This window comes from Pseudoalteromonas sp. Z9A5, from assembly GCF_011378875.1.
In the GTDB taxonomy this organism is placed as follows: Bacteria; Pseudomonadota; Gammaproteobacteria; order Enterobacterales; family Alteromonadaceae; genus Pseudoalteromonas.
This window is the reverse complement of the sequence record NZ_WTLC01000039.1, coordinates 18,037-32,994: the sequence shown is the minus strand read 5'-3', so window position 1 is coordinate 32,994 and position 14,958 is coordinate 18,037. Positions and strand designations below refer to the sequence as shown.

The following is a 14,958-nucleotide window of genomic DNA, read 5'->3' as shown; positions in this document are numbered from 1 at the left end:
CAGTATCGGACTTTACAAGTAAACTGTAAGTCTATTATTTAATTGAATATTTATATATTATGCTTGTCGCTTTAGTTGATACGTTAAAACAATTAAGATATCAAATTGCTCATCTTGATGATGATACTCTAAATTCAGAATACCCAGAACTTGCGTCCTTTATACAGGAAATCGGCTTGACTGTAACTGAATCAAAAGCCGATCTGGTATTCTTGTATCAGTTTTTATATGTTTATGGTCGAAAATCTGAAGCAACCTATAGTCGTTTTCGAAATGAGCTTGAACGCTTTCATTTATGGTCTTGGTTAGTGGCAGAAAAATCAGTTTTTAATTTAAAACGCGAAGATATCGAAGCTTACGTAGATTTTATGGTTGAACCAGATAAAGCATGGACAGCAACTTCAGTGCAATGGCGCTATAAAGATGAGCAAGGAATTCGTCGACTTAATAAAAGTTGGCGCCCTTTTATGCTTAAAGAATCCATTGCAAGCCAACAAACATTATCGTCTATGTTTACAGCATTAAATGTTTTTTATAAGTTTGCCTTACTAGAAGAAAAAACGTTTGCTAACTTTGTCCCTGTTGTTAAAAAAAATAGTCCTTACTTAGTCGTACAATCACAAATTCAAATTCCAGACACATTAAGCGATATACAATGGGAATATGTTTTTGGTGTTACGCGTGATATGTGCGAACAAAAACCAGAGTTAGAGCGAAATTTATTTACGCTCGCATGTTTAAAAGGATTATATTTACGAATATCAGAATTATCTGAACGACCACAATGGTCTCCAGTTATGTCTCATTTTTGGCAAGATAATGATGGATTTTGGTTTTTACGTATTATGGGTAAAGGAAATAAATTACGTGATGTGACGTTAAGCGATGATTTTGTTGAATATTTAAAACGTTATAGATTATACCGTGGTTTACCCGCCCTTCCTCGCGTTGATGAATCAGATCCATTGGTTCATAAAATTCGAGGCCAAGGTGGTATGACCGTAAGACAAATTAGGCGTTTGGTTCAACAAAGTTTTGATTTTGCACAGCAATCATTACTCGATGACGGTTTTAAAGATGATGCTGAACAACTTGGTGCGGCAACTGCGCACTGGCTTCGTCATACGGGTGCTACACATGACGCACAAACCAGACCGCTTAAACATTTATCAGAAGATTTAGGTCATTCTAAAATTGCGACTACTGATCAAATTTATATTCAAACAAATATTAAAGAGCGAGCAAAGTCAGGGCTAAAAAGGAAAATTTAATGGAGTACTTAGTAATAGCATTTATTGGCGGACTATTTTTAATTTATTCTCTAACACTTCGCCAGCTAGAAAAAACAGAAGTAACAGGTCCAATGTTTTTTGTTGTTGGCGGAATATGTTTAGCAATGTTACTACCCAATGAAGAGCAAAAAATAAAAGAAGGTGTAGATCTTCTATTGCCGTTTATAGAACTAACGCTAAGTATATTTTTATTTTCTGATGCTGCTAAATCAAAATTAAGTGTATTAAGACATAGTTTTCAGTATCCAAGTTTATTATTGTTTGTAGCCCTGCCCTTAACTTTGTTACTTGGTATTGCTGTTGCGTTATTTTTATTTGCTGAACTTTCACTTATTCAAGCGGCGTTACTTGCTATTATATTAACACCTACCGATGCAGCATTGAGTAAAGGATTATTAGCTAGTACGCAAGTGCCCGAAAAAATACGCGAAGGAATAAATACTGAAAGTGGATTAAACGACGGTTTATGCGTGCCCGTATTTTTGATATTTATATTACTCGCAAAAAATCCTGAATCAGCTATTACTGCAACGCAAACATTAAGTGTATTTGGTCGAGAGCTTGGACTTGCTTTATTAGTAGCAATTACAAGTATTGTTATTTTTATACCGTGTTTAAATTTTGCAATGAAACGACATTACTTTGCACAAAATACAAGCCCATTTTTATTACTTGGTTTTGCTATGGCTGTGTTTTCTGTTACGCAATATTTTCATGGTAGTGGGTTTATTGCGGTATTTGTTGCAGGTTTATTATTTGATAAATTTTCGACTGAAGAAGTAAGAACAGAATTAATTGAAGACTCAGAGCATATTGCAGATTTTACATCTCTTATGATTTGGTGCTTGTTCGGGTTTGTTTGCGCTTACTTAGTCATTCCTAAATTAAATACTGAGATTATAATTTACGCTTTATTAAGTACAACATTAATTAGAATAATTCCAGTTATGTTGTCACTGCAGTTTACGGCACTGAGTGTTAAAGAGCGTTTTACATTTGCGTGGTTTGGACCAAGAGGATTAGCATCAATTGTTTTTACTTTGATGGTAATAGACACACAAATAGAAAATAAATATCAAATTGCGACGATAGCTATGACAACTATTTTATTTAGTGTATTTATACATGGTATTAGCACTAAGCCTATTGCAGATAGCTTTGCTAAAAAATAATTTTTAAAACAGTTATTTAAATTAGATAATTAAAAATAATTAATTTAAAAAAGGCGTAACGATTAACTTCATCAATGATGAAAATAACCGTTACGCCTTTTGTATTTTATAAATAATTTATTAAATTGTGATTTAGGTAAAGTAATTTAAGCACTTTTATTTAAGTTCACATATTTATTTAAGTGCACTTATCTAAGTACTCTTATTTTATAAAGTTATTTAAGAACCAGTGCTAGTAATTCAATTGGGTGTTTTGGTTTAAATTGTTCAAAACGTTTCACTTGGCTACGACAAGAAAATCCAGTCGATAAAAGTTGCTCTGGTTTATTTTTATCAACAATTGGTTTCCAACTCATTTCGTAAAGTGCACGTGAGTTATCTTGATTTTGTGCTTCGTGTCCATAAGTCCCCGCCATTCCACAGCAACCTGTATTTGTTGTTTTTAATGATAAACCAATATCATTAAAAATTGTTTGCCATACATTTGCCGCTTTTGGTAATGCAGTTGTTTCAGTACAGTGACTCAGTAATGTAAATTCGGTATCAGTATTTTTATTTGCACTTAACTTTTTAAACGATTGTGTTTCTAACCATTCATGCGCAAGTTGCACGTTAAATTCACCACGGTTACTTTCTAAAATTGTATTATATTCATCGCGATAACACATAACGAGTGAAGCATCTAAACCGACTAACGGCGCATTTATATCATTTAATTTATTTAAAAACTCAGCAGCATTTTTAGCTGTAACTTTAAATTCATGCAAAAAACCTTTTACGTGTTGCGGTTTACCATTTGGTTTAAAAGGTAACAGCATTGGTCTTTTACCAAGTTGTGTTATTAAAGTAATAAAGCTTTCTACTAATTCGGCTTCGTAAAAACTCGTAAATGGGTCTTGTACTATTAATACATAGTCACTTTGTTGTTCTGCGTTTAATTTATTTAGTAAATCAAAATCGAATTTTTGTGCTTTAGTAATACGTTTTGAAAGTGCAGGAATACTTAACTGTGGTGTATCAACATAACCAACTGTTTTTTTAATAACATTGCTTACTAATGATGTTTTAACAATTGGATTTATAACTTTAGCGAACTTTGCCATTAATGGCGCGCTGTTTTCTATATTGCCAACAAGGTAATCTTTTAGCGGGCGTGCATAGTAACTATGATAATAATTTAAAAAGCGCGAACGAAAAGTGGGTACATCAACTTTAATTGGGCATGCAGTTGTACATGCTTTACACGCTAAACATTCATCCATTGACGCTTTTACTTCGTGAGAAAAATCGTAAATACCTTTTCGTTTTTCGCGGCTATGAACAAAACGTTCCCACCAGGTAATTACTTCACCTTTGTTTAGTTGCTTTTCTACTTCGAGTAAATCTATATCTTTTGACTCTTGTAGTCGCAGCCATTCACGCATTAAACTTGCGCGACCTTTTGGTGAGTTTCGTCGGTCGCCGGTCACTTTATACGATGGGCACATTGGCGAGTTTTCATCGTAATTAAAGCATATGCCATTACCATTACAGGTCATTGCGTTGTTAAAACTGGTTTTAACTTCTATTGATATTTGCTTGTCGAAGTGCGCTCTCTTTTGTCCATCCACACTAACTAGTGAGTCTTCACTATCAATAGGAGTGCATATTTTACCGGGGTTAATACGATTATTAGGATCGAAAGCTGTTTTTATTTTTCGAAGTTGCGTATATAAATGCTCACCAAAAAACTCAGGGCTATATTCACTACGGTAACCTTTACCGTGTTCGCCCCACATTAAACCACCGTACTTAGCGGTTAGTTTTACGACCTGATCTGAAATAGTTCGCAGTAGTTTTTCTTGTTCTGGGTCGCACATATCAAGTGCCGGTCGCACATGTAAAACGCCCGCATCAACATGACCAAACATACCATACTGTAAATTATGGCTGTCGAGTAATGCTCTAAATTCGACAATATAATCTGCTAAGTTTTCAGGCGGTACAGCGGTGTCTTCTGCAAAGGCGAGTGGTTTTTGACTGCCTTTTACATTACCTAATAAACCCACTGACTTTTTACGCATTGCGTAAATTTTTAGTATATCGCTTTTATCACTGGTTAACTGATAACCAATAACGCCATTAGTTTGATTTGCTACGCATTCGTCTAGAAGCTTACAAAGCGTGTCTACTTTGTCTTTTATTTCATCGTTTGATACTGCATTAAACTCGACCATGTTAAGGCCTTGCATATCTTTATTTGGCACGTCGGTTATTAAGTCCGATACTAAATTCCAAATGATATCTTCACGCGCTAAGTTTAAAACTTTGCTATCAACGGTTTCTACCGATGTTGCGCGTGCATCGACTAAAAATGGTGAATGACGAAGTGCGGAATCAAAACTATCATACTTAATATTAATAAGTGTTTTAAATTCGGCAATAGGCGTTAGGTTTAATTTAGCTTCAGTTACTATACCTAATGACCCTTCTGAGCCAGTTATTAAGCGGCTCATATCAAAAGTAAGTAAGTCATCACTTAGCACGTGCTCTAGGTCGTAGCCGGTTAAAAAACGATTTAACCGAGGAAACTTAGCTAAAATAGCATCACGTTCATTAACTGAAATATCTAAAACTGTTTTATATAAACTACCAATTAATGAGTCTTGATTAGCTATAATTTGCGCTTTGTCGATGTCTATTGGGGAGGTACACATAGGTGTGCCATCAACTAAATAAGTTGTTAGCCCTAAAACATGATTGCTTGTTTTACCATAAACTAACGAGCCTTGCCCCGATGCGTCAGTACTTATCATGCCACCAATAGTTGCCCTGTTACTGGTAGATAAATCGGGTGAGAAGAAAAACCCATAAGGCTTTAAAAAATCATTAAGCTGATCTTTTATTACGCCGGTTTGAACACGTACCCAGCCTTCTTCTACATTTATTTCGAGGATTTCGCGCATATAGCGAGACAAATCTACAACAATACCAGGCGTTAACGATTGACCGTTAGTGCCTGTTCCACCGCCACGAGGACCAAAAGTTAATGATAAAAACGGGTCGCGAGATGCAGTTTGCAGTGCGAGCTGAATATCTTTTTCATTTTTTGGAAAAATAACACCTTGCGGTATTTGTTGGTACACACTGTTATCGGTTGAAGCAGTAATACGCGTCGCATAACTTGCGTCGGTATCTCCGGTAAAACCTTGGTTTGCAATGGTATTTAGGTAGTTAGCGACAAGTTCTGTCGCGGCATCTTGCTGTGTAATTGTTGCTATCATGACGGCGATATTTTAGGGCATTTGCCTAATTATATCATGGTGATGGCGAATAGAAATTGAAGATTTTACAGTTTGTAACACTCTTTTAGTCGATTTTAATGCAGCTTAAATTATACTCATACTAACGAGTAATGAGGTGTGTTATATGAAAAAATTACTATTACAGATCAGTGGCGTGTTATTTATTTTGCTAGGATTATTTTTTGCGATTGTACCTGGCCCTTCACTTATATTTTTTATGGCGGGTTTATTGTGTTTTTCGTTTTACTACCCTAAAGCGCGACTTTATTTATCACTTTGTCAAAAGGCGTTAACTAAATCATGTGCTTATTTAGATAAAAAATTAGCCCGTTAATTTACTTTTAATTGAGCATAAAAAAATGCCAGCAATAAATTGCTGGCATTTTTTATAGCTTACCTATTTATTACTTTGCTAATTTTTTAGCTAGGTATAACCATGTTTCTATTACAGTATCTGGGTTTAATGAAACAGAGTCAATGCCCTGCTCTACTAACCATGCTGCAAAGTCTTCGTGATCTGAAGGACCTTGACCACAAATGCCTACGTACTTTCCTTTTGCTTTAGCTGTTTTAATTGCCATAGAAAGTAGCTTTTTAATTGCAGGGTCACGCTCATCAAATAAATGTGCGATTAAACCAGAATCACGATCAAGACCAAGCGTTAACTGTGTTAAATCGTTAGAGCCGATAGAAAAACCATCAAACATTTCTAAAAATTCATCAGCAAGTAATGCATTTGAAGGTAGCTCACACATCATGATTACTTTAAGACCATTATCGCCGCGTTTAAGGCCATGCTCTTCTAGTAATTCAATTACGCGCTTACCTTCTTCAAGGGTACGTACGAATGGGATCATGATTTCGATATTAGCCATATCCATGTCGTTTCTTACGCGTTTTATAGCTTCACATTCTAGTGCAAAACAATCGCGGAAGTCTTCAGAGATATAACGGGCTGCACCACGAAAACCAATCATTGGGTTTTCTTCTTCTGGCTCGTATTGCTGACCGCCAACTAGGTTTGCGTATTCGTTTGATTTAAAATCAGACATACGAACAATTACACGCTCTGGTGCAAATGCACACCCTAGAGTAGAAATACCTTCAACCAGTTTTGTTATGTAAAACTCTACTGGTGATTCGTAACCGGCAATCATGTCAGTAATTTCTGCTTTTAATGCATCTGTTTGAGCATCAAAATTTAATAACGCTTTAGGATGAACGCCAATCATACGGTTGATTATAAATTCAACTCGCGCAAGGCCAACACCTGCATGCGGTAAGCGTGCAAAGTCAAAAGCACGATCGGGGTTACCCACGTTCATCATAACTTTCATTGGTAGTTCTGGCATTTTATCAACGCGTGACGTTAGTATTTCAAAATCTAAAATACCTTCGTAAATAAAGCCGGTATCGCCTTCGGCGCACGATACAGTTACTTCTTGTCCCGCTTTAATTAAATCAGTTGCGTTACCACAACCTACAACTGCCGGAATACCAAGTTCACGTGCAATGATTGCCGCGTGACACGTACGTCCACCACGATTTGTAACAATCGCTGCAGCACGTTTCATGATTGGTTCCCAATCAGGGTCGGTCATATCGGTTACTAAAATGTCGCCTACTTGTACCTGATCCATTTCTTTGATTGAATCAAGAACACGAACAACACCGCTACCAATTTTATGACCAATTGCACGGCCTTCAACAACAACGTTGCTTGTACCGTTTAATTGAAAGCGTTCCATTACGTTAGAGTCTTCGTTTGAGCGAACAGTTTCTGGACGTGCTTGAACTATATATAGTTTGCCGTCGTTACCGTCTTTTGCCCATTCGATGTCCATAGGACGACCGTAATGTTTTTCGATGATTACAGCTTGCTTGGCAAGTTCTTGCACTTCTTCATCTGTAATCGAAAACTTATTTGAAAGCTCAGGGGCAACATCAACGATGTCAACTTGCTTACCGTGCGCTTTATCTTCTGAGTAAATCATTTGAATGGCTTTAGAGCCAATGTTACGACGTACTACTGAAGGTTTATTTTTAAGGAGTGTTGGTTTATGAACATAAAACTCATCAGGGTTAACTGCGCCCTGTACAACCATTTCACCTAAGCCGTAGCTTGATGTAATAAATACAACGTCTTCAAAACCAGACTCTGTATCAATGCTAAACATTACGCCAGATGCTGATTTATCTGAACGTACCATGCGCTGAATACCAGCCGATAACGCCACACCACGGTGATCGTAACCTTGGTGAACACGATAAGAAATTGCACGGTCATTAAATAATGAAGCAAATACGTGTTTAATAGCGACCATTACTGAGTCAATACCAACTACGTTAAGGAAAGTTTCTTGCTGACCTGCAAATGATGCATCAGGCATGTCTTCAGCGGTAGCTGATGAACGCACTGCAAATGAAACATCTGCTGTTGTATCGCCGTGGAGTTGGCTATATGCGTCCCGAATGGCTTGGTCTAAGTTTGGTTGGAATGGTGTGTCGATTATCCATTGGCGGATATCGGCACCGACTTTAGCGAGTGTATTTACATCATCAACATCGAGTGTATCTAAAATGTTGTGAATTTTTGCTGTGAGTCCTGATTGATCTAAAAACTCATTAAAAGCATCTGCGGTAGTTGCGAAACCACCCGGTACTTGCACACCAGCGTTTGCTAGGTTTGAAATCATTTCGCCAAGTGAAGCGTTTTTGCCGCCAACTCGAGGAACATCTTGCATACCAAGCTCTTGATACCAGAGAACGTATTCTTGCACGGATCTTTCTCCAAAAAAAACAAATTGTAGGTCTAACTGTGAGAGTTAAGAAAGAAAACCTTTTATAAAGGTCACCATCATTCTACACTGGCAACAGTCCTCACGTAAACCGTGAGAAACCCATTTTAGGGATTTAAATAAAATAAAAAGGTTAATTATGAGAACTGCTTTTTATATATCAGATGGAACGGCTATTACTTCAGAGGTATTTGGTCATGCAACATTGTCGTTGTTCCCTATTGATTTTAATCATAAAACGATTCCTTTTGTAGAAACCGAAGAAAAAGCACAAGAAGTTAAAGCATTAATTAATGCTACTGCTGCGAGAACAGGAGAAAAGCCTTTTGTATTTTTTACTTTTGTTAATCACAATTTGAGTGAAATTATTAATTCGGCTGATGCGGTTACATATGATTTTTTAACAACATACAGCGAAAAAATTCAAAAAGAGTTAGATGTAGCACCTGTTCCAAAAATGCACCGTACGCATTCTATTCACGAAAAAAGCTATGACTTTAGAATTGATGCTGTTAACTATGCACTTATGAACGATGATGGCGGAAATATTAAAAACTTTTCCGAAGCTGATATTATTTTAATAGGTGTTAGCCGAAGTGGTAAAACACCAACAAGCTTATATTTAGCACTGCAGTACGGGATTAAAGCTGCTAACTACCCTATTACTGAAGACGATTTGGATAATGAAGGATTGCCAAAATGTTTAGTGCCTTATAAGCATAAATTATTTGGTTTAACAATTGACCCTGAAAGGTTAGCTGCCATTAGACACAGGCGTATGGCTAACTCTAAATATGCTTCTATAAAGCAATGTCGTATTGAGGTGCGTGAAGTTGAAATGCTTTATAAACGCCATAAAATTGCATGTTTTAACTCTACCCACCATTCGGTTGAAGAAATATCGGCAAAAATAATGATTGAAGCCGATTTAGAGCGTCGTAAGTATTGATTACAACTTTATTGAAACATGATTATTGAATTAAATAACTCATTAATAGTGTAAAAATTATTTATATACAACTCGATGTATGCAGAAGATAGAGCAATGCAGGGAGTAATTGCCGAGAACAGCCTTGTTAATGCGCTATTTTATTGTTGTTTTAATAACTCATTAATTTAATGTGATTTGTATAAACTGCTCATTTAATCTAAAACAAAAAAGCCGTAATTAAACGGCTTTTTTAATGTTTTAAATACTATTTACGTGCGTTTTTTAGTAAATCAGCAACTAAAAATCCTAGTTCTAATACTTGGTCTGCATTAAGACGTGGGTCACACTGCGTTTTGTAACGCTGTGCTAAGTCATCGTCAGATAATCCATAAGCACCACCAGTACATTCAGTTACGTGTTGACCTGTCATTTCAAGGTGAACACCACCGGCGTAAGAGCCTTCTGCTTTGTGTACTGCGAAAAACTGACTGATTTCGCGCATAATGTTATCGAAGTTACGCGTTTTGTAACCTGATGTCGCTTTTTCAGTATTGCCGTGCATTGGATCCGAGCTCCAAATTACCTTACGACCTTCTTGTTGAACTTTACGAACGAGTGCTGGAAGCTTTTCTGGCAGCACATCTGCACCCATACGTGTAATTAACGTTAAACGACCAGGAATGTTATCTGGGTTTAGCGCGTCAATTAAACGAATTAAATCGTCAGGTTCCATACCTGGACCCACTTTTACACCAATTGGGTTTTTAATACCTTTGAAAAACTCAATATGTGCATGGTCTAGCTGGCGCGTACGCTCACCAATCCATACAAAATGGGCAGAACAATCGTACCAATCACCAGATAAGTGATCACGACGAGTTAGTGCTTCTTCGTAGCCAAGTAATAAGGCTTCGTGAGAGGTATATAAATCGGTTTCTTTTAAGCTTGGTGCAATTGTAGAATTTATTCCACACACTTCCATAAATTCTAAGGCGTCTTGAATTTTATCAGCAAGTTGTTGGTATTTTTCTTTAAGTGGATTGGCTGCAACAAAGCCCATGTTCCAACGATTAACTTGGTGAAGATCGGCAAGACCACCTTGTGCAAATGCACGTAGTAAATTTAGCGTAGCTGCACTTTGATGATATGCGGTCATTAAACGTTGTGGATCTGGTATTCGCGCTTCTTCAGTAAACTCAATGTTATTGATGATGTCGCCACGGTATGATGGTAAAGAAACACCATTAATTGTTTCTAAGTCTGCCGAGCGAGGTTTAGCATACTGACCTGCCATACGTGCAATTTTAACTACTGGGCATTTGCCACCGTAGGTTAGTACAACAGCCATTTGCAAAATTGTTTTAAATGTATCGCGAATATTAGCGGCATTAAAATCACTAAATGATTCGGCACAGTCACCACCTTGAAGTAAGAATGCGCGACCCTCACATACATCTTCAAGTTGTTTAAATAAGCTTCTTGTTTCTTCAGCAAAAACTAAAGGCGGAGCTGTCTTTAATTGGCTTTCTACTGACTTTAGTATGTCTTGATCTGGGTATTGTGGTTGCTGCAGTATTGGCAGCTCTCTCCAGCTATTTGGGTTCCACGATTTCATGTTCTTTCCTCATTCCTACTTTACCTGATATAAAGAAATTAACGTATGGAGCCCCCTTTGTTCAAGGACTAAATTCACTATTTACTAATTATTTAGTTATGAGATAAGTATAAGTGTGAAACTATGAAAGTAAGATGTTCGTTTTACATACGATTAACTGCAACTAATAAAGTTACAAAGCATTTAAATACAGTGAGTTAGGGGTACTTACTTATAGTTTTGAAGCGTTAAAGACTATATATCTACAAGGCTAGATTATACATGGCTTACTTAAGAACACATCATACATTAATTAAGGCCAATGTAATCTTAACTTTACAGTGGTTTGTAAGTAAAAGTAAGCAAGGGCTATGTGCTATTAAAAATTTGTGCTATGGCGCATATAAATAGAAATATTGTGGACTACTGTCAGCGCCGATAAATTGTTTATAAACAGGGGTTACCTCCTATTTCAGTTTCAATATGCAAAATTGAATTTGGTAAATACTGTTAAAAATGATGGCATTATTTTAACAGTAGACCTTTCTGGAGTAAGTTAACTTAATTAGTTGCGGCGTTTGTACAAGAGGTATTTACACTTTATCTGACCTCGCTCTATAAATAGTTTCTATACATCACTCATAGTTTACCAGTTCCCTATGGTGAAAGAGGCTATGAGCATTAGTAGGATGTATTGGCTTGCTTTACATTAGCCAATTAAAGTTAGTATGACTGATGTAAAATAAGCTTTAGTTGTTAGTTATTTTAATCAATTTACTTTGTGTATATTTAAGCACATAACTTTAAAAACATTCATACTTTGATTAGGTAGGCATAAATATACGACATGATAACGAAGTTGCTCCCTCTTTACTTAAGACGTAACACCTATATTTTATATTAGTATTCCCTACTCTATTTTAATCGCAAATACTCTCCGATATGGTCATTCGTATATTCAATATGTTGTTTAGTAAAGGTAAACAATCTCCTTTAGCTACTAATTAATTATCGGACTTTTCTAGATCAGTATATTGATATTTCAGATTTTAGTTCATTTTACGCATACAAAGAACACATCATACTTAAACTGGTTATAGTACTAACTTAGCGCTGAGTAAATGTTCATATTAAAATAGCCAAAGCAAAGCGCGTGGATTATAATTGAATCTGTAAGATGTGTTCTTTAGGATTGTAATGGTAACCAAAGTACAAATTAGAAGTCAGTTTGATTTAATGAACGAATTAACCATAAGGTTAATTGAGGAACTAAAAGAATGTGAATTATCCAAAGCCGAATATTATCAGTTACCTGATGTAAGTAGCTTAGATGAAAAAAAAGTCCCTGAAACCATATCAGTTTCAAAAATATCTGGTGAGCTAGCTCAAAAATCTATACTTAATTCTTTCTCAGATATCTATACTAAATCAGGACTAAGTAGCCGTGTTTTAAAAAGACACCCTGGTATATTAGTTATTAAAAATGCAGATAAACAAGCTCTAAATAACCGCATAGCCCAAGTAAATAAAGCTAAAGCAGCATTTAAAGAGTGTATTTTAGCCATAGATAACAACGATGCCAGATTTGAAGCTGTTCATAATGCAATACCAAATTTAATAACCCTTGCCGCATATCGGAAAATCCATAGCGAGAGTGAATCTCCATTTTCAGTTAGATTCACATGGATGCATAAACATGCAACTAAAACACTGACAAAAAAAATGGCATTGGAAATGTTAGAAAAATCGGCAGGTTATCGAAATCCTAGAATGATAGATCAACAAAAGTGGCAAACACTTGTAGCACAAGAACAATTACGGGTATCGAGTTTAGCCGAAAAAGAAAAATTAAGAATTAGGCGCCCTACTCGCGTAAGTCCGCAAGTAAACGTCAGATACACAGCTCAAAATAGGTATCATGTTAGTGCAGCTTTACCATTTATTTTGATTAACCCAGAACCCGATGTAAAACTAGGTATATTGCCTAACTACGAAAAACCGTTAAGTCATCCACGAAAACGAGATTATGATTTTTTAGTTGATAGGCTTTACTTAGAACAAGTTGATAAGTAATTATGTTAAAAAGACCACAATATGTGGTCTTTTTGGTTTAGGTGCTTAATTAATTTAAAATAGAGTGTGTATTACTTCTTTACAATCTCATCTAATTTATCTTCATCAATTAATACTGCATTTTCTACAATGCGTTTACCACCTTGAATTTCAATACGCTTGTTATGCTTATTCAATGTGAGTATTTCATCGCAAAACTGATCAGATGGATGCATCTCATAGGTGTAATCAATAATATTACCGGTTTTATCATCTTTTACGTTTGTTATGCTGTATTCTGAGATAGCACCTTTCTCAATTAGATCTTTCATTGTCGTTGTCATATCACGACGTAAAGCTTTTAGCTTATTTTCTGTAATATTGTCGGTTGAATATATCGAACCATATTTTTCCATTATAGAAAGTAATCTAAAGTGATATGTTTTACCTGGTGCCGCATAACGCCAAAGATGATACAAACGTAGCATCATCCAACGCGACAATCCGCGTTTTAATTCTTGCGCACTATTAAAGTAATATCCTTTGTATTCAAGGTTGTCGATCATATTATGCACAAAAGCATTTAAACATGCTACGCACTTAACATTGCCACCTTGACCTTTTTTACCACTAAAATGTAATGATGATAGAAAATTCATATTTGACTCATAAAACGAGTCATCAATATCAGAATTTTTAGTGTCCGTTGCAGAATACTTGAAAGAAAGCTTAGAACCTTGAAGAGCTTCAAGCGATTCTTTAATTGCTGGGTAAGGCATTGACTGCCCTACTGCTTTTAGTTCTTGAGCTAATTCGTTCATCGAAAAAACCACGGCATATTGAATACCGGACTTAAAATTAATTTTTACTATTTTGCCTTTAGAGGCTAAACGAATAAGCGCGCGCTCTACTTTTTCTTCTCTATCTGATGGCCAAACTAAGTATTCAACGTCTTCACCATCTTTTCGGGTACTTACTACTGCAGGTGTTATTTTTATTTCACCATCATATAAAATACCATCTACTTTTTCTGATATTCTTCGCGTTATGATTGTTTTTTTAGGAGCTTCTTCCAAAGGCAATTTTTTATGACCTGAACGAACAAAGCGTCCCCATAAATCATAATGGTTAAACGTGTTTGAATAAGCACGTAGACCATGAGCTGCATTTTCGATTGAAATTCGCACATCTTTATTGTCTGTAAATAGCGCTAAACTTTCATTATCGATTGCACTTTCCACCCCGTGGATTTGGCCCCTAAGTGTATCGGGCAAGTTATCTACCGAGATGTTGACCTTTCGGCTCATTGTTCTTATTTCCATTTTTATTGCGACAGCTAATAACAACACATTAAACAACAAAAGTTAAATGTTTAAGTTAGTATAAAATTGATCTGACTTTAAATAAAATGCTCAGATCAATATTTTACTAAGTGTTGTCTGTTTATCGTTATTTCAGATCAATATTTTACTAACAAGCAGTGTATAAATCTAATTTTTACTAACTCATCAATTATTTTGTCCATTGTAATCGTTATTTTATAAAATTAAACACGACAATTATTAAATAAAAGCATATGCCCTGTGGATAAACACATATTGAGTTGGAATAGATCTGATCTGTACTTACTACAGATCAGATCTATACTAATTAAACGCGCTATCTTAGACAAACAACAGTGCATAACTTTATAATTTACTTAGTAAAAAACTGATCTACACGTGTGATTTTGTTTATAACTAACTGCGTAAGTTGTGCATAACTCTACATTTAAAATAGATGTTAGTAAAAAGGTGATCTGAGTGTTAATAAAGATCTGATCTTAACCAAGTATA

General features: G+C 35.8%; 9 protein-coding genes. 5 read left to right on the top strand and 4 right to left on the bottom strand.

Annotated elements, in window-relative coordinates:
* The first annotated feature begins 59 nt into the window (after positions 1-59).
* A complete protein-coding gene (locus GQR56_RS17130) occupies positions 60-1,271 on the top strand; it encodes a tyrosine-type recombinase/integrase (RefSeq protein ID WP_166113731.1) in 1,212 nt (403 codons plus the stop codon).
* The gene (locus tag GQR56_RS17125) at positions 1,271-2,464 is read left to right on the top strand and encodes a cation:proton antiporter (RefSeq protein ID WP_166113728.1); all 1,194 of its coding nucleotides are present in this window, start codon (positions 1,271-1,273) and stop codon (positions 2,462-2,464) included. The genes GQR56_RS17130 and GQR56_RS17125 overlap by 1 nt, the downstream gene beginning before the upstream one ends.
* Positions 2,465-2,679: 215 nt before the next feature.
* Here the strand turns inward: GQR56_RS17125 and GQR56_RS17120 are convergent, their stop codons facing one another.
* Entirely contained in the window at positions 2,680-5,727 is a 3,048-nt protein-coding gene (locus GQR56_RS17120) for an FAD-binding and (Fe-S)-binding domain-containing protein (protein WP_166113725.1), read from the bottom strand.
* Between the two features lie 145 nt (positions 5,728-5,872).
* Here GQR56_RS17120 and GQR56_RS17115 point away from each other — a divergent pair, with 145 nt between their 5' ends.
* On the top strand, positions 5,873-6,082 hold the full coding sequence (locus GQR56_RS17115) for a hypothetical protein (RefSeq protein WP_024612145.1): 210 nt from the start codon (positions 5,873-5,875) through the stop codon (positions 6,080-6,082).
* Positions 6,083-6,152: 70 nt separating this feature from the next.
* On the opposite strand, the gene ppsA is transcribed toward GQR56_RS17115, so the two are convergent.
* Positions 6,153-8,528 (bottom strand): phosphoenolpyruvate synthase, encoded by a 2,376-nt coding sequence (gene ppsA, locus GQR56_RS17110; RefSeq protein WP_166113722.1) that lies wholly within the window; start codon positions 8,526-8,528, stop codon positions 6,153-6,155.
* A gap of 157 nt (positions 8,529-8,685) precedes the next feature.
* Here ppsA and GQR56_RS17105 point away from each other — a divergent pair, with 157 nt between their 5' ends.
* Positions 8,686-9,495, top strand: a complete 810-nt coding sequence (locus GQR56_RS17105) for a pyruvate, water dikinase regulatory protein (RefSeq protein ID WP_024612147.1) — start codon at positions 8,686-8,688, stop codon at positions 9,493-9,495.
* A 247-nt stretch (positions 9,496-9,742) separates the two neighbouring features.
* On the opposite strand, the gene GQR56_RS17100 is transcribed toward GQR56_RS17105, so the two are convergent.
* Positions 9,743-11,092 carry a 3-deoxy-7-phosphoheptulonate synthase class II gene (locus GQR56_RS17100; protein WP_024612148.1) on the bottom strand — a complete coding sequence of 450 codons (1,350 nt, stop codon included), beginning with the start codon at positions 11,090-11,092 and terminating at the stop codon, positions 9,743-9,745.
* A 1,176-nt stretch (positions 11,093-12,268) separates the two neighbouring features.
* Between GQR56_RS17100 and GQR56_RS17095 the strand changes: the two genes are divergently transcribed.
* Positions 12,269-13,144 (top strand): DNA replication terminus site-binding protein, encoded by an 876-nt coding sequence (locus GQR56_RS17095; protein ID WP_166113719.1) that lies wholly within the window; start codon positions 12,269-12,271, stop codon positions 13,142-13,144.
* Positions 13,145-13,215: 71 nt separating this feature from the next.
* On the opposite strand, the gene GQR56_RS17090 is transcribed toward GQR56_RS17095, so the two are convergent.
* Entirely contained in the window at positions 13,216-14,430 is a 1,215-nt protein-coding gene (locus GQR56_RS17090; protein ID WP_024612150.1) for a hypothetical protein, read from the bottom strand.
* Positions 14,431-14,958: the final 528 nt, after the last annotated feature.

What these genes read in the sequence shown, in the direction of transcription:
- GQR56_RS17130 (WP_166113731.1), top strand. Translation starts at nt 60, where the DNA reads ATGCTTGTCGCTTTAGTTGATACGTTAAAACAATTAAGATATCAAATT.
- GQR56_RS17125 (WP_166113728.1), top strand. Translation starts at nt 1,271, where the DNA reads ATGGAGTACTTAGTAATAGCATTTATTGGCGGACTATTTTTAATTTAT.
- GQR56_RS17120 (WP_166113725.1), bottom strand. Translation starts at nt 5,727, where the DNA reads ATGATAGCAACAATTACACAGCAAGATGCCGCGACAGAACTTGTCGCT.
- GQR56_RS17115 (WP_024612145.1), top strand. Translation starts at nt 5,873, where the DNA reads ATGAAAAAATTACTATTACAGATCAGTGGCGTGTTATTTATTTTGCTA.
- GQR56_RS17105 (WP_024612147.1), top strand. Translation starts at nt 8,686, where the DNA reads ATGAGAACTGCTTTTTATATATCAGATGGAACGGCTATTACTTCAGAG.
- GQR56_RS17100 (WP_024612148.1), bottom strand. Translation starts at nt 11,092, where the DNA reads ATGAAATCGTGGAACCCAAATAGCTGGAGAGAGCTGCCAATACTGCAG.
- GQR56_RS17095 (WP_166113719.1), top strand. Translation starts at nt 12,269, where the DNA reads ATGGTAACCAAAGTACAAATTAGAAGTCAGTTTGATTTAATGAACGAA.
- GQR56_RS17090 (WP_024612150.1), bottom strand. Translation starts at nt 14,430, where the DNA reads ATGAGCCGAAAGGTCAACATCTCGGTAGATAACTTGCCCGATACACTT.